The 15,488-nt window shown below is 63.4% G+C and carries 15 protein-coding genes and 1 tRNA gene; 11 read left to right on the top strand and 5 right to left on the bottom strand.

Features of this window, described 5'->3' with window-relative positions:
• Window positions 1-9: 9 nt before the first annotated feature.
• The 8 genes from pepN (at window position 10) to H0274_RS08445 (ending at window position 8,725) form a co-directional block, all read left to right on the top strand.
• Window positions 10-2,643, top strand: a complete 2,634-nt coding sequence (gene pepN / locus H0274_RS08480) for an aminopeptidase N (RefSeq protein WP_226794564.1) — start codon at window positions 10-12, stop codon at window positions 2,641-2,643.
• Window positions 2,636-3,409 (top strand): peptidoglycan editing factor PgeF, encoded by a 774-nt coding sequence (gene pgeF / locus H0274_RS08475; protein ID WP_226794563.1) that lies wholly within the window; start codon window positions 2,636-2,638, stop codon window positions 3,407-3,409. Before pepN ends, pgeF begins: the two co-directional genes overlap by 8 nt.
• Window positions 3,410-3,619: 210 nt before the next feature.
• Entirely contained in the window at window positions 3,620-4,195 is a 576-nt protein-coding gene (gene petA, locus H0274_RS08470; protein ID WP_226794562.1) for a ubiquinol-cytochrome c reductase iron-sulfur subunit, read from the top strand.
• Window positions 4,196-4,212: 17 nt separating this feature from the next.
• Window positions 4,213-5,496, top strand: coding sequence for a cytochrome b (locus H0274_RS08465; RefSeq protein ID WP_226794561.1), 1,284 nt, complete (start codon window positions 4,213-4,215; stop codon window positions 5,494-5,496).
• Window positions 5,497-5,523: 27 nt separating this feature from the next.
• Window positions 5,524-6,366, top strand: a complete 843-nt coding sequence (locus tag H0274_RS08460; protein ID WP_226794560.1) for a cytochrome c1 — start codon at window positions 5,524-5,526, stop codon at window positions 6,364-6,366.
• Between the two features lie 93 nt (window positions 6,367-6,459).
• Window positions 6,460-6,996: an adenine phosphoribosyltransferase gene (locus H0274_RS08455; RefSeq protein WP_226794559.1), complete on the top strand. Its 537-nt coding sequence runs from the start codon at window positions 6,460-6,462 to the stop codon at window positions 6,994-6,996.
• A 70-nt stretch (window positions 6,997-7,066) separates the two neighbouring features.
• Window positions 7,067-7,140: transfer RNA gene (locus H0274_RS08450), tRNA-Gly, on the top strand.
• 202 nt (window positions 7,141-7,342) lie between these two features.
• Window positions 7,343-8,725, top strand: a complete 1,383-nt coding sequence (locus tag H0274_RS08445) for an O-antigen ligase family protein (protein ID WP_226794558.1) — start codon at window positions 7,343-7,345, stop codon at window positions 8,723-8,725.
• On the opposite strand, the gene H0274_RS08440 is transcribed toward H0274_RS08445, so the two are convergent.
• From H0274_RS08440 to H0274_RS08425, 4 genes are all read right to left on the bottom strand, one after another.
• Window positions 8,691-8,972, bottom strand: coding sequence for a DUF3817 domain-containing protein (locus H0274_RS08440; protein ID WP_226794557.1), 282 nt, complete (start codon window positions 8,970-8,972; stop codon window positions 8,691-8,693). The two genes, H0274_RS08445 and H0274_RS08440, sit on opposite strands and share 35 nt — an antisense overlap.
• Window positions 8,973-8,985: 13 nt before the next feature.
• Window positions 8,986-9,363: a nuclear transport factor 2 family protein gene (locus H0274_RS08435; protein ID WP_226794556.1), complete on the bottom strand. Its 378-nt coding sequence runs from the start codon at window positions 9,361-9,363 to the stop codon at window positions 8,986-8,988.
• Window positions 9,360-10,220 carry a pantoate--beta-alanine ligase gene (gene panC / locus H0274_RS08430; RefSeq protein ID WP_226794555.1) on the bottom strand — a complete coding sequence of 287 codons (861 nt, stop codon included), beginning with the start codon at window positions 10,218-10,220 and terminating at the stop codon, window positions 9,360-9,362. Before panC ends, H0274_RS08435 begins: the two co-directional genes overlap by 4 nt.
• Window positions 10,221-10,330: 110 nt before the next feature.
• A complete protein-coding gene (locus tag H0274_RS08425) occupies window positions 10,331-11,104 on the bottom strand; it encodes a CsgG/HfaB family protein (RefSeq protein WP_226794554.1) in 774 nt (257 codons plus the stop codon).
• A gap of 317 nt (window positions 11,105-11,421) precedes the next feature.
• Here H0274_RS08425 and H0274_RS08420 point away from each other — a divergent pair, with 317 nt between their 5' ends.
• From H0274_RS08420 to pgmG, 3 genes are read left to right on the top strand one after another with little or no spacing between them, the layout of a single operon-like run.
• Entirely contained in the window at window positions 11,422-12,231 is an 810-nt protein-coding gene (locus H0274_RS08420; RefSeq protein ID WP_226794553.1) for a division plane positioning ATPase MipZ, read from the top strand.
• 4 nt (window positions 12,232-12,235) lie between these two features.
• A complete protein-coding gene (locus H0274_RS08415) occupies window positions 12,236-12,523 on the top strand; it encodes a J domain-containing protein (protein WP_226794552.1) in 288 nt (95 codons plus the stop codon).
• 8 nt (window positions 12,524-12,531) lie between these two features.
• Window positions 12,532-13,935 (top strand): phosphoglucomutase/phosphomannomutase PgmG, encoded by a 1,404-nt coding sequence (gene pgmG, locus H0274_RS08410; protein WP_226794551.1) that lies wholly within the window; start codon window positions 12,532-12,534, stop codon window positions 13,933-13,935.
• Between the two features lie 39 nt (window positions 13,936-13,974).
• Here the strand turns inward: pgmG and H0274_RS08405 are convergent, their stop codons facing one another.
• Window positions 13,975-15,240: an MgtC/SapB family protein gene (locus H0274_RS08405; RefSeq protein ID WP_226794550.1), complete on the bottom strand. Its 1,266-nt coding sequence runs from the start codon at window positions 15,238-15,240 to the stop codon at window positions 13,975-13,977.
• Between the last annotated feature and the right edge of the window lie 248 nt (window positions 15,241-15,488).

The following is a 15,488-nucleotide window of genomic DNA, read 5'->3' as shown; positions in this document are numbered from 1 at the left end:
TGCGAATGCATGGATATCGTGACCAATCCCGAGATGGCGGACGCCGCCGAAACCCCTCACGCTCCCCCGGTTACCCTGCGCGAGAATTATCGTGCGCCCGCATGGCTGGTGCCGGAAGTCGCGCTCGATTTCGCACTGGGGCTGGAAAAGACGCGCATTCGCGCGGAGCTGAAGGTCGAGGCTAATCCGGCGGCGGCGAAGGATGGCACGATCCGCCTCAATGGCGATGGGCTGACCCCGCTGGAGGTGCTGGTGGACGGCGAGGCGCTGAACAGCTGGCGGCTGGAAAAGGGGGATCTGCTCGTCGATCTGCCGGGCGATGCCCACACTCTGGAGATCGTCACCGAGATCGACCCTTCGCGTAATACCCAGCTCATGGGCCTCTATGCCTCCAATGGCATGCTCTGCACCCAATGCGAGGCGGAAGGGTTCCGCCGGATCACCTTCTTCCCCGATCGACCCGATGTGCTCAGCACGTACCGCGTGCGTATGACAGGCGAGAAGGCCGCATTCCCCGTGTTGCTTTCCAACGGCAATCGGGAAGCCTCAGGCGAGAATGCGGATGGCACCCACTGGGCCGAATGGCACGATCCCTGGCCCAAGCCCTGCTATCTCTTCGCGCTGGTAGCAGGCGATCTTGTTGCCAATCGCGGCAGCTTCACCACCATCAGCGGGCGTGAAGTCGAACTGAATATCTGGGTGCGCCCCGGCGATCTCGACCGGACGGACCATGCCATGCGCTCCCTCATCAAAAGCATGCAATGGGACGAGCAGACCTTCGGCCGCGAATATGACCTCGATCTGTTCAACATCGTCGCGGTGAGCGATTTCAACATGGGGGCGATGGAGAACAAGGGGCTCAACGTCTTCAACACGCGCTATGTGCTGGCCGACCCGGAAACCGCGACCGACGCCGATTACGATGGCATCGAAAGCGTGATCGCCCACGAATATTTCCATAATTGGTCGGGCAATCGCGTGACCTGTCGGGACTGGTTCCAGCTTTCCCTGAAGGAAGGCTTCACCGTGCTGCGCGACCAGCTGTTCAGCCAGGACATGGGGTCCGAGGCAGTCAAGAGGATCGAGGATGTGCGCGTGCTGCGCGCTGCCCAGTTCCCCGAGGATTCGGGCCCGCTCGCCCATCCGATCCGCCCGGATTCCTATCAGGAAATCTCCAATTTCTACACGGCCACCGTCTATAACAAGGGCGCGGAAGTCATCCGCATGATGCGTACCATGGCGGGGCCTGAACGTTTTCGTCAGGGCAGCGATCTCTATTTCGCTCGCCACGATGGCGAGGCCGCAACCTGCGAGGATTTCATCAAGGCGATGGAAGATGGGACCGGGCTGGACCTTGCCCAGTTTCGCCTGTGGTATTCGCAGGCAGGCACCCCCCGGGTAACCGCGCGGCTGGAACATGCTGGCGATACCGCCACTCTCCACCTCAGCCAGCTCGTGCCCGTTACGCCGGGGCAGCCGGCCAAGCAGCCCATGGTGATTCCGCTACGCCTTGCCCTGTTTGACCGCGCAAGCGGCACCCACTGCGGTGAGGAACTGGTGGTGCTCAAGGGTGCGCAGGCCAGCATTTCCTTCGCCGGGTTCAGCCAGCCTCCGGTGCTGTCGATCAATCGCGGCTTTTCGGCCCCCGTTTCGATCGAGCGCGAGGTGAGCCACGAGGACCTCGTATTCCTTGCTGCCAGGGATGACGATCCCTTCGCCCGCTACGAAGCGATGCAGGAACTCACCGTTGGCCATCTCACGGCTGTTCTTGGCGGAACGCTGGACGATGCGGCGCGCAGTGCGGGGCGGGAGGCGATCGCGGCGGCGCTCAAAGCCGTGCTGATCGATCCCGCGCTGGACGACCTCATGCGGGGTGAGCTCATGCTGCTGCCCAGCCAGACCTATCTCTCGGAACAGATGCTGGTTTCCGATCCGGCGGCTGTTCATGGCGAGCGGGAAGGGCTGAAAGCCTGGCTTGGTGCCCAGCTGGAGGCGGAACTTTCCGCGCTCCATGCCCGGGCCTCGGCCATCCCCTACAGTCTGGAGGCGGCAGCGCGCGGTGCTCGCAAGGTGAAGACGCAGGCGCTGGTCTATCTCGCCGCAGCAGCGCCGGAAAAGGCCGCGGAACTGGCGGCGGCGCAATATCGGGCAGCCGACAACATGACGGACCGCCAGGGCGCATTGATGGTCCTCGCCGGGCTCGACACGCCTCTGCGCGAAGAATTACTGGGTGATTTCCACGCCCGGTACGAAGGCAATGCGCTGGTGATCGACAAGTGGTTCTCGCTGCAGGCGCAATCGCTTCATCCGCAGGCGCTCGATCACGTGAAGGCGCTGGCGCAGCACAAGGATTTCACGCTCAAGAATCCCAATCGGGTGCGCGCGCTCTATATGGGCTTTGCGGTGAACCCTCACGCTTTCCACGCCGCGGATGGCGAGGGCTATCGCATGATCGCGGACCTGATTCTCGCGCTCGATCCGCTCAATGCGCAGACGGCGGCGCGCTTCGTGCCGCCGCTGGGCCGCTGGCGCCGGATAGAGCCCCGGCGCGCGGAAATGATGCGCGGTGAGCTGGAGCGGATCGCGGCCACACCGAAGCTCTCGGCGGACACTTTCGAGCAGGTGACCAAGAGCCTTGGCTGATTCTCAATCCGTGGAAGTGAATCGCGCGGCGATTCTGGCGGATATTCCGCACGGCTTTCTCGGGCGCAGGGGGGGCGTATCCACCGGGCTCGTGGCGGGGCTCAATGTCGGATTCGGCGCGGATGACGATCCGGCTGCCGTAGCGGAGAATCGCCGCCGCGCAGGCGATGCCGTGCTGCCCGGCGCGCCGCTGGTGGCGGTCCATCAGGTCCATTCGGCGATCTGCGTAACGGTGGAACAGCCCTGGGATGACGATCATCGCCCTACCGCCGATGCCCTCGTCACAGCCCGCCCCGGCACGCTGATCGGCATTGTGACCGCCGATTGCGCCCCGATTCTCTTCGCGGATCGTGAAGCAGGCGTGATCGGTGCGGCCCATGCCGGCTGGCGGGGCGCGCAGGGCGGCGTGGCGGAAGCCACGATCGAGGCGATGGAAACGCTGGGGGCTCGCTGCGAACGGATTATCGCGGCCATCGGACCTTGCATCGCGCAGGCCAGCTATGAGGTGGGTGAGGATTTCCGGGCCGGTTTTACCGCGCAAGACGGTGAATTTTTCGCTCCAGGCCGGGCTGGCCATTACCAGTTCGATCTCGAATCCTATATCGCCACACGGCTCGCGGCCGCGGGTATCCGCAAGGTGGAAGGTCTGGCGCTCGATACCTATGCGCAGGAAGATCGCTTCTTTTCCTTCCGCCGTTCCACCCACCGCGCGGAGCCCAATTATGGGCGGCAATTCTCGCTGATCGGCCTGCCTTTCGTGGCTTAGGCGGCAGAGGGTCGCAAAACCGCCAAAATGCCTGTTGGCATAGGCACTCCTCTCGTCTATCAGCCCGCCCAAGTCGGCTTTGGCAACGGGCGCTAGACTTGTGTCCAAAGCTTGCGGCGGGGGCTTCCTGAACGCGCGACTTTTGTTGGTTTTCCCGGCTTGGCCGGCGGAAAGGTTCCGCCGGTACGGCCGACAGGCAAGGCAAGGTTGATGGCAGATACGACTGGCACCGCAGACCCGGCAATGATCGCCGGGACGGAAGGTGAAGGCATCCGGCGCCGGGACTTCATCAATATCGCGGCAGTCGGCGCCGCTGGCGTTGGCGGTATCGCCACGCTCGTTCCCCTGATCAGCCAGATGGCTCCGTCCAAGGACGTGCTGGCAGAAAGCTCGACTGAGGTCGATCTCAGCGCGATCCAGCCGGGTCAGGCGATCAAGGCGATTTTCCGCAAGCAGCCGCTTTTCATCCGTAACCTCACGGCAAAGGAAATCGAGGAGGCGAACGCGGTTGACGCGGCCAGCCTGCGCGATCCCCAGACGCTGGAAGAGCGCACCAAGCCGGGCAAGGAAAACTGGCTCGTCACCATGGGTGTCTGCACCCATCTGGGCTGCGTTCCGCTCGGCGCTGCCGAAGGCGAAGTGAAGGGCGAGTTCGGCGGGTATTTCTGCCCTTGCCACGGTTCGCATTACGATACCGCGGCTCGCATCCGCAAAGGTCCGGCTCCCAAGAATCTGGAAGTTCCGGAATATGAATTCACCTCCGACACTGTCGTGAAGATCGGCTGAGGCGAAAGAGAGAGATCATGAGCTTTCCCTGGGCAAACCATTACACCCCGTCGCATCCCGTGATGAAGTGGATGGACGAGAAGCTGCCTTTGCCGCGTCTCGTCTATAATGCCGTCGGTGCCGGCTATCCGGTTCCGCGCAACCTCAACTACATGTGGAATTTCGGCGTTCTCGCCGGCTTCTGCCTCATGCTGCAGATCGTCACGGGCGTGATCCTGGCGATGCATTACGCCGCCAATGCCGGCGTGGCCTTCGCCTCCACCGAACACATCATGCGTGACGTGAACTGGGGCTGGATGCTGCGTTATGCCCACGCGAACGGGGCCTCGGCCTTCTTCGTGGTGGTCTATCTGCACATCTTCCGCGGTTTCTATTTCGGCTCCTACAAGGCGCCGCGCGAAATGATCTGGCTGCTGGGCGTCGTGATCTTCCTGCTCATGATGGCCACCGCCTTCATGGGTTACGTGCTGCCCTGGGGCCAGATGAGCTTCTGGGGTGCCAAGGTCATTACCGGCCTGTTCGGCGCGATCCCGGTCGTGGGCGAGCCGATCCAGCAGTGGCTGCTGGGTGGTTTCGCACCGGACAATGCCGCGCTGAACCGCTTCTTCTCGCTGCACTTCCTGCTGCCCTTCGTGATTGCGGGCGTCGTGGTCCTGCACATCTGGGCGCTCCACATCCCGGGTTCGTCGAACCCCACGGGCGTGGAAGTGAAGAGCGAGAGCGATACCGTTCCCTTCCATCCCTATTATACGGCGAAGGACGGTTTCGGGCTGGGCGTGTTCCTGCTGATCTACTGCGCCTTCCTGTTCTTCATGCCGAACCAGCTGGGCCACCCGGACAATTACATTCCGGCGAACCCGCTCTCCACGCCGGCGCATATCGTTCCTGAATGGTACTTCTGGCCGTTCTACGCGATCCTGCGCGCCTTCACCTTCGACATCTTCTTCATTCCCGCCAAGCTGATGGGCGTGCTGGCGATGTTCGCGGCGATCCTGGTGTGGTTCTTCCTGCCCTGGCTGGATAACTCGCCGGTGCGCTCGGGCCATTATCGCCCGATGTTCAAGAAGTTCTTCTGGTTCGGTCTGATCCCGACGATGGCCGTGCTGTTCTATTGCGGCGGCGCCCCGGCGGAAGAGCCCTATGTGATGCTCAGCCAGATCGCCACGGCCTATTACTTCCTCCACTTCCTCGTCGTTCTTCCGCTTGTCGCGCTGATGGAAAAGCCCAAGCCGCTGCCCTTCTCGATCACGGAAGCGGTGCTCGGTTCGGATGACGAAGCGAAGCTGGCGGCGAAGAGCTAAGCGAACAGTCCCGAGGGAAAACGACACATGAACCGCCTCATCGCATCCGTCGCCGTCGGCCTGTTCTTCGTGCTGTCCGCGCTCGCTGCCTTCGTCAGCGGCGCCTACACCGCGATCACCGAGCCGGCTGCGGAAACCGTGGAACACGCGTTCCACAAGACGCCCAAGGAACTGCATCTTGCCAGCGACGGCCCCTTCGGCCGTTTCGACAAGCAGCAGCTCCAGCGCGGCTTCCAGGTCTACAGCGAAGTCTGTTCGGCCTGCCACTCGCTGAAGTATGTTGCTTTCCGCGATCTTGAGCAGCTCGGCTATAACGAAGCCGAAGTGAAGGCGATTGCAGCCAGCAAGCAGGTGCCGGGCGTTGACCCGAATACCGGCGAAGCCAACACGCGTCCGGGCCTGCCGACGGATTACTTCCCGTCGCCCTACCCGAACGACATTGCGGCCCGCGCGGCCAACAACAACGCCGTGCCGCCGGATCTTTCGCTGATGGCCAAGGCCCGCCATGAAGGCCCCGCCTATGTCTATTCGCTGCTGACCGGCTTCACCAGCCAGCCGAAGGCTCTGCTGGAGCGCTTCCCGGATGCCAAGACGCCGGAAGGCCTGCACTACAACCCCTATTTCGCGAACCTCAACCTCGCGATGGCTCCGCCGCTGACTGACGGCCAGGTTACTTTCGCCGATGGTTCGCCCAACACGGTCGACGCCATGTCGAAGGATCTTGCGGCATTCCTCGTGTGGACTGCGGAACCGAGCCTCGACAAGCGCAAGCAAACGGGTTGGCCGGTGCTGGGCTTCCTGCTCTTCGCAACCGTGCTCTCCTATCTCGCCTATCGGAACATCTGGGCCGAGAAGAAGGCCAAGCACTGAGGCCAGGCTCGATAGAGACCAGACACAAGCGCCCCTCCATCCCCGGATGTGAGGGGCGTTTCTTTTTCGCGCTGCCATCCGCCAGGAGGCCCCATGACGCCCGATGAACTCAAGTCGCTCATTCGCACGGTGCCGGACTACCCCAAGCAGGGCATTCTGTTCCGCGACATCACTACCTTGCTGGCGGACGGCAGGGGGCTGACCGCAGCGGTGGAGAATATCGCTGGCCGCGCCAATGCAGTGGGTGCCGGGGCCATCGCCGGGCTTGAGGCGCGGGGCTTTATCTTCGGGGCCGCGGTGGCTTCGCTGCTCATGCTCGGCTTCGTGCCGGTACGAAAGGCGGGCAAGCTGCCCGTGCCGACCATCGGGGTGGATTACGCGCTGGAATATGGCGAGGCGCGGCTGGAGATCGATCCCACGCTTATCCGGCCGGGCGAACGGATCATCATAGTTGACGATCTGATCGCGACTGGCGGCACGGCTCTGGCAGCCGCGCAATTGCTCCGTCAGGCGGGAGCGGTGGTGGATCGCGCCCTGTTCGTGATCGATCTGCCCGATCTGGGCGGCGCGCAATTGCTGCGTGAAAATGGCATCGAAGTCGAAGCACTGATGGAATTCGAAGGCCATTGAACGGCCTCCTGCGCAAGCACGCTATTGACTGCGCGCCCCTGCTGATGGCAGTGCAGCCCGACTGGAACGGGCGGGTATAGCTTAGTGGTAAAGCCCTAGCCTTCCAAGCTAGTTAGGCGGGTTCGATTCCCGCTACCCGCTCCAGCCAACCCTCCCGTTTTCCTCCTCTCCCGGATATCAGCCGCGCCTGCGGTGGGCGGTTCTCCATACGGGATGACGTGTATTCTTCACCCGGCGCGCGAGCAGGAAATAGGTTACTTCTCCCGGATATTCCGTACCTTGCGTTGACGTAACGCGCCCCCGCCTTATCCATTGCCCAAATCGCCTTGCAGCCTGGAGATGGGACTTGCTTCGATTTATTCCCGCAATTCGTCCATCGCAGCGCCATCTGGTGCTTGCTGCGGGCCTGCTCATTCTTGCAATCATATTGGGCGGAGGCGGCACGCCCAATCCATCGACGGAAGTCTGGCTGGAAATGCTCGCCGGGCTACTTATCCTGAACTGGCTGTGGTTGCCCGGGCCCCTACGTAAGCCAGCGGATCCGGCATTGTGGTTGCTCGCACTGATTGTCGTCGCGATCCCGTTGCTCCAGCTCGTTCCTTTGCCGCCGCAATTGTGGCAGGCGCTCCCCGGCGGGGAAGTCAGGGCCGCCGCGCTGGAACTGATCGACCGGGAAGACAGCTGGCAGCCCTTTACCGAATCCGCCCCGCGCACGCTCGCCAGCCTCCTGTCGCTCCTGCCCCCTCTCGCCCTGATGCTGATGGCCGGCTCGCTCGCACGGCCGGACAGGCAGATGCTGCTGGGCATCGCTGCCGGGCTGGCTCTGCTCTCGGCTGTGCTCGGCGCCTTCCAGCTTGCCGGTGGCAGCAGCGCCTTCCATCTCTATTCGACCAGCCATCCGGGCGTGGTGGTAGGCTTCCAGGCCAATCGGAATGCCGAGGCCGATATTCTCCTGATCGGTGTGCTTGCCCTGGCTGCCTTTGTGGCCGGCCATGTTCCGCCGCAGCGCCGCCCCGGGGTTGAAAGCATCTGGCGCAATGGCTGGCTGGTGGGGGGGATTGCGCTCCTGCTCGTGCTGGCCACGGTCCTTACCGCATCGCGAACGGGCATCGCCCTGTTGTTGCCTGTATTGGTCGCCGGCTGGGCTATCCTTGCGCTTGACCGTCGCACGAACTGGAAGGGCCGGGGGCCGGCCATCGCGGCGGGCATTCTGGCTGCGATCGCCGGTGTCCTGTTCCTGGTGAGGCACAATGTGGTGCTGCAACGAGTTGCGGAACGCTTCGATTTTTCTGGAGACGGCCGCGAGGGGCTGTGGCGGGACACGCTTTACGCGATCGGCCAGCACTGGCCCTTCGGCACCGGAATGGGGACTTTCGTGCCCACCTTCATCGCGCTGGAACCGCTTGAGGCAGTGAATGCCAGCGTGCCCAACAGGGCGCATAACGATTATCTGGAGCTCCTGCTCGAAGCCGGAATCTTTGGCGCCGTCGCGCTGCTGCTGGCGAGCGGGCTCGTCCTGTTCATGGCGTGGCGCAGCTGGCGCCGCGCGCGGGAATGGCGGCCCCAGATCGCGTTCGGCCTCAGCGTGCTGGCGCTGATCGCGGTGCATTCCATAGTGGATTATCCGCTGCGCTCCATGTCGCTGGCATGTCTTGCGGGGCTGGCGGTGGGAATGTTCGCCCGCAGCCCGAAAATCAGCGATCCAGCCGCTTCACAAACCCGTCATTGAGAAAGGTGCCGAAGGGAAAGAACGCGGCCACGAAGGTTCTCAACCAGCCAAGCAGACCGGCACGGCGGCCCCACAGGCCCGGCACCATCGCCACGAGATAGGTCAGAAACAAAACTCCATGTGCCCAGCCTACCGGGCGGATCAGCGCAGGCTGATCGAACATGTATTTCAGCGGCATTGCCACCAGGAACAGCAGCAGAGTGCTGACGCCTTCGGCCAGTGCGACGGCGCGGAAGAAACGAAGCAAGGGAAGTCCTCTCTCAGGGCTTGAAACGGGCACCGCGAATGTGAGTGAAGCGGCCCCCGTCCACTTCATACATGGCGATGGTTTCCACCACGCGCCTGTCACCGGCGACGGTCGGCCAGATTTCGAAATCGGGCCAGTCCTTGAAGGTTTCGAAAGTGGTGCGGCAATGCATGGCAATGCGGGTGGGCGTGACGATCACGTCGAGAGGAGTGACGATTTCGGTGATATGGGCCTTCACCTGGCGGTAGAAATCGAGAATCGCCTCGCGCCCGTCGATCCGCTTCATCCCGCCCAGCTCAAAGATCACGTCATCGGCGTAGAACTGGCCGAAGCCGTCAAAATCATTCGCGTTGAACGCGGCCACATAGCGCCGGAAATCCTCTTCGGTCACAGGCTCTCCCCCACTGGCATATTGTCGATCAGCCGGGTGCGGCCGATGCGGGCGGCCACCAGCAGCCGGGCGGGAGCATTGCCCATTATCGCCAGCGGCTCAAGGCTGCCGGCATCGGTCAGGGTGGCGTAATCGACCGAGCTGAAACCCGCGCGGATCAGTTCTGCCTCAAGCGCGGCCAGCGTGGCGGGGACGTTCTCGCCGCTTTCGATACGCGCAATTGCCTGCTTCATTGCTGTGGGCAAGGCCGCCGCCGCGGCGCGCTCTTCCGGCGAGAGGTAGCGATTGCGGCTGCTGAGGGCGAGTCCGTCGCTTTCCCGCACAATGGGCACGCCGATAATGTCCGAAACATGGGGGTGGGTATAATCGAGATCACGCGCCATGCGCCGGATCACCGCCAGCTGCTGCCAGTCCTTCTCGCCGAACAGGGCGATATCGGGCTGCACCTGGTTGAACAGCTTGGCCACAACGGTGGCGACACCGTCGAAATGGCCTGGCCGCGAGGCGCCGCACAGGCCTTCGCTGACGCCGCTGACCGAAATGGAGGTGGCGAAGCCTGCGGGATAGACTTCCTCCACTGACGGCGCCCAGAGCAAGGCGACGCCTGCCTCCTCCAGCAGACGCGCATCCTCCGCAAGCTGGCGCGGATAGGCATCCAGATCCTCGTTCGGCCCGAATTGGGTGGGATTGACGAAGATCGAAACCACTACAGATGAAGCAAGTTCGCGGGCGCGGCGGACCAGAGCAAGGTGCCCGTCGTGCAGGGCGCCCATGGTGGGAACCAGCGCGACCGCGCCGGATGTGCGCAGGCGGGCGACTTCATCGCGCAGCTGGGCGAGCGTAGTGACGACTTTCATGACGCGGTCCCATCGGGCCCAAACGACGCGAAAGCAAGAGGCGGAACGGGCGGGGAGGGAAGCCGCTGCTGCTGCTTCCCTCCTGCCGCACCTGTTTCCTCAGGCGAAATTTACTTCGCTTCGGGCGCCGCCGCTGCCGCATCCTCCGGCAAGCCGCCGAGCTGGCCGACCATCTGAGTATAGGCATCGAGATAGGCAAGTACGATGATCTGGCCGATTTCGGTGTTCTGATAGCCACCGCCGCCGGCGCCGCCGAAAACACCGCCGGAGAACAGGCCGCCACCGGCGCCCCAGCTGAGATCCTTCTTGCGGAAATAGCCTTCTACCAGGGCTTCTTCCACGGTGGTGCGGGCATTGACCAGCGAGAGGGTGACGTTCGCTTCGCCCTTCTTCACGGAGATGCCGCCGGCAATCGCGCCAACGGTGCCACCCAGCAGGCCGCCGAGCCCGCCCAGTACCTTGCCGCCGCCGGAATTGCTGTTGGTGGAAACGATGTCCGGCTGGAGGAAGTAATCGGCTGCCTTCACCTGACCCTTGCCCAGGTTGGAACCTTCCTGCAGCTCGCCGGAATCCGCCAGAGCGCGTTCCATGTTGCGGCTCTGCATCGCGCCGCCACGATTGACCAGCGTGAAACAGCCCGATCGCTGGACGAATACGCGCAGGATGGCTTCCGGGCTGCCCAGATTATATTCGCGCCACCATTTGTCGTCCGGCTCCACAATGGCCAGCGTGCCGAGATTGCGCGTGCAGCGGGGAATCTCGTTCGAGCCTTTTTCCTGATCCTTGCGGGCAGAAGATTTGTCTTTTTCCTTGGCAAAGGCAGGGGCCGGGGCAGTGCCCAGAACAAGTGCGGATGCCAGAATTCCGGCGATCAGCTTCCTCATGGAATCGCTCCTAAAAAATAACGTGCATGTTCAGATGTCTGGCCGGCGCCCGTCTGTCCCATCCCAGATGGCGCTCACCTTAGCGTGTGGGCGGCTCCGAGCAAAGCGGGCGCAGGCCCGTTTCACCGGTTTGTGCAGCTTTGGGCCCGCGCCTTTCACGGCAAGCGGGAAGGGCGGGATCCCAGTTAGGGTTAAGGAATGGGTCCAAGATTGGGGATAGTGCAATTGCCTCGCAACTTTCCGTTGGATAATAGCCTGAAAGAGCCGCCCATTGGCCGCCCGGCCATTGCCTTCAACAGCGAGAGTCCTGCCAGACCGTGCCTGCCAACGCACCCCATCGTATCGTCTTCGCCAATGAAAAGGGCGGCACGGGAAAGTCCACGACCGCGGTCCATGTTGCCGTTGCGCTGGCTTACAAGGGGGCGAAGGTGGCCGCGATCGATCTCGATCCGCGCCAGCGCACCTTGTTCCGCTATCTTGAAAACCGCACCGGCACGGAACAGCGCCGCAACGTTACCCTGCCCAATGCGCGTTTCGCCGTATTTGGCGGAGAAACGGTGGAAGAGCTGGACCAGCTGACTGCCGAAGTGGGCGAAGGTGTGGACTTCCTGATCTTCGACACGCCTGGGCGAGACGATGTCTTCGCGCGGCATGTGGCCACCACGGCCGATACGCTGGTCACGCCGCTGAATGACAGCTTCGTCGATTTCGACCTCATCGGGCAGGTCGATGCCGAGAATTTCAAGGTCAAGCGGCTCAGCTTCTATGCGGAACTGATCTGGGAAGCGCGCAAGAAGCGGGCCATGGCCACGATCCGTGACCAGCGCCGGGAAATGGACTGGGTGGTGGTGCGCAACCGCACCCAGAAGCAGGAAGCGCGCAACCAGAAGCGTATCGACGATGCGCTGAACGAACTTTCCAAGCGGGTTGGCTTCCGGATTGCCCAGGGCCTTTCAGAACGCGTGATCTATCGCGAATTGTTCCCCTCTGGCCTCACCCTGCTGGACAAGGGCCATCTGGGTGAGCTGGGCACCAGCCATCTGGTCGCCCGCCAGGAATTACGCGCGCTGGTGGCCGGGCTGAACCTGCCCACCCATGTCAGGGCGCAGGGAACGGAGACGGTCTGAAGCCATGACGCGCCTGATCTTCTTTGCTGTGATCGGGATCGCGCTGTGCAAGGCGATAACGGGCCGTTGGCCCTGGGATTTCCTGAAGGGGCCCTCCACCCGCAGCCAGGCGATTTTCCGCGCGCGCAAATTGCTGGCGGTGCGCAAGGATGCCGGGCGTGACGAAATACTGGAGGCGCATCGCCGCCTGATTACCATGGTCCATCCCGATCGCGGGGGAACCAACGAGCAGGTACACGAGGCCAATGCCGCGCGCGATCTGCTGCTCGACGAACTGCCTGACCACAATTGAGGATACAGATGAGCCACCGGTTCCACTCGACCGTGCTGCGCGAATACGACATTCGCGGGATCATTGGCGAAACCCTGAGCGCCCAGGATGCGCGCGCCATCGGCCGTGCCTTCGCCACATTGCTGCGCGAGGCGGGCGGACGGAAAGTTGCTGTGGGTTATGACGGGCGGACGAGTTCGCCCCTGCTGGAGGAAGCGCTGGTCGAAGGGCTGACCGCCAGCGGGTGCGATGTGGTGCGCATCGGCATGGGCCCCACGCCGATGCTCTATTATGCCGAAGCCTCAGCCGAAGATGTGGATGGCGGCATTCAAATAACCGGCAGCCACAATCCCCCCAACTATAATGGCTTCAAGATGGTCTTTCAGGGCCGTCCCTTCTTCGGCCCGGACATCCAGCTTTTGGGCAAGATCGCGGCCGAAGGCGTCTGGCTGGACGGTGAAGGCAGTGTCGAGACCCGCGAGGTGATGGACGCTTATATCGAGCGGATGCTGCAGGGGCTCGCCGGAATCGATCCCGCTGCGCTTGCCTCCCTGCGCGTCGGCTGGGACGCCGGCAATGGCGCTGCCGGCCCGGCGCTGGAAGCGCTGGCTGCGCGCCTGCCCGGGGAGCATCACCTGCTTTATACCGAAGTCGACGGTACGTTTCCCAATCATCATCCCGATCCCACCATGCCGGAGAATCTGGCAGATCTTCAGGCGCTGGTCGCGGAAAAGCAGCTCGATTTCGGTATCGCCTTCGATGGTGACGGGGACCGGATCGGCGCGGTGGACGGCCAGGGCCGGGTGATCTGGGGCGATCAGCTGCTGATGATCTATGCCGAGGATCTGCTGCGGCAGGTGCCGGGCGCCATGATTATCGCGGATGTGAAGGCAAGCCGCGCCCTGTTCCAGCGTGTCGCCGAATGCGGCGGCAAGCCGCTGATGTGGAAGACCGGCCATAGCCTCATCAAGTCCAAAATGAAGGAAACCGGTGCTCCGCTGGCAGGCGAAATGAGCGGGCACGTCTTCTTCGCGCATGACTATTACGGCTTTGACGATGCGCTCTATGCCGGGGTGCGGCTGATCGCAGCCAGTGCGCGGCTGGGCAAGTCGGTCACCGAATTGCGCTCTGCCATGCCCGCCATGATCAATACGCCGGAGCTGCGTTTCCAGGTGGATGAGAGCCGCAAGTTCGGCGCGATCGAGGAAGTGAAGCAGCGCCTTTCGGGCAGCGGCGCGGAAGTGGACGCCACCGATGGCGTGCGCGTTTCCACCGATGACGGTTGGTGGCTGCTGCGCGCATCGAACACACAGGACGTGCTGGTTGCCCGCGCGGAAAGCGACAGCGAGGAAGGGCTTGCCCGGCTGGTCGCCCAGATTGACGAGCAGCTGGAGCTTTCGGGCCTCGAACGGGGGCCGCAGGCAGGGCACTGACTCGGCTTGCGGGCCGCTCTTCAGGCAGCGGCGGGGTGCCTAGTGGATAATCATCCAGGCCAGCCCCGTCGCCAGCGCACTGGCAAATAGCGGCAGCGCGCCCAGCCTGCCCTTTTGCCAGCCGGCGATGCCGATCGCCACGGCGCCCTTGAACAGGGTGTTGAGCGTTACCGGGATCGCCAGCACGGTGCCTGCCACCAGGGGCTCCAGCGTGCCCGGCGGCAGGTTGCCCATGGTGATGATCGCGGAATCGACATCCACGATGCCCGAAACGGCCAGCACTACCGCCAGGCCGCGGTCCCCGAAACTCGCCAGAACCCAATGCGCGACCACGGTAAGCGCCATGACCAGCACGGTGAGGAGCAGCGCCGGCCCCAGATCGAACGGGTTGCGAACGCCCACCTCGCCCGGTGCATCCCGCGGTTCCTGTGCGGCGGTGCGCAGCGCCCATGCCGTTGCCGCAAGGCTGACGAGCGCGCCGGGCACGATCAGCATCGCAAGTTGGGGCAGGGCGAAGGGCGCCAGAACCCCCACCAGAACCGCCACGCGCAGATACATCACCACCGATGCGGCGCTGATCGCGGCGGAAAGGATGGCGGGGCTGGCCTCCCCTTCGCGCATGCGCTTGGCCATGCCTGCCGTCACGGCCGTGGAGGAAACCACTGCCCCCGCCGCTGCGGTGGCGATGTGCCCGCGCGATGCGCCCAGCCATTTGGCCGCGAAATATCCGCAGAAGGAAAATCCGGAGACCATGACCACCACGGCCCAGAGCTGGCGCGGATTCCACGCATCGTAGGGGCCGAAGCCACGATCGGGCAGCAAGGGCAGGATCACCATGGCGATCACCGCAAAGCGCGCGATCGCCATCACTTCGCGCTCTTCCAGATGGTTGATCCAGCTGTGCAGCCGCCCTCTCAGCGACAGCAGCAGCACCATGGCGACGGCTATGGTCGTGCCCAGCAAACGCTCGCCCATTGCCACCATGAAGCCGCTGGCGACGGTGATCAGAGCCACCATGCTGGCTGTGCCGCTCACCTGCGCCCCGTTGCTTGACCGGCGATAGCCGGCGATTATCAGCAGCGCGGCGGCGGCCAGCAGAACCAGTGCAGGCCCTTCGGCGTGATTGTACAACACGCCTGCAATCCCGCCGGCCAGCCCCAGCAGGCCATAGGTACGGATGCCGGCAAAGCGCGCGCCGTCGGGCAGGGTGCGATAGGTCCAGCCCCGCTGGATGCCCACCAGCAGGCCAAGCGCCAACGCCAGCCCGACCCCGATGAAGTGGGAAATTTCCAGACTGCCATTCATGACGCGTCACGTTTCTGCATGCCGTTCAAGCCATCGGACAGGCCGGGCCGTTGGGCAAGCACCATTCGCAGCACCGCGGGCTGGTCTATCGCCGATGCTTTCCTACTTACGGGATTTGTGCTCCAAATGTTCCGATGATGCGCAAGTTTCCAGACCTTGTCCTTCGATATGGCCACCGGGCGGATGATCCCGCGCGGGGAGGAGGGAGAGGCCGGGCTCAGGACTGTGTCAACTTTGTCAACTTCGGC

The organism is Fulverythrobacter ferritrahens (assembly GCF_020539485.1).
Lineage (GTDB): Bacteria > Pseudomonadota > Alphaproteobacteria > Sphingomonadales > Sphingomonadaceae > Andeanibacterium > Andeanibacterium ferritrahens.
Note: the sequence above shows the minus strand (reverse complement) of the source record. Positions and strands in the feature narration are given on the sequence as shown.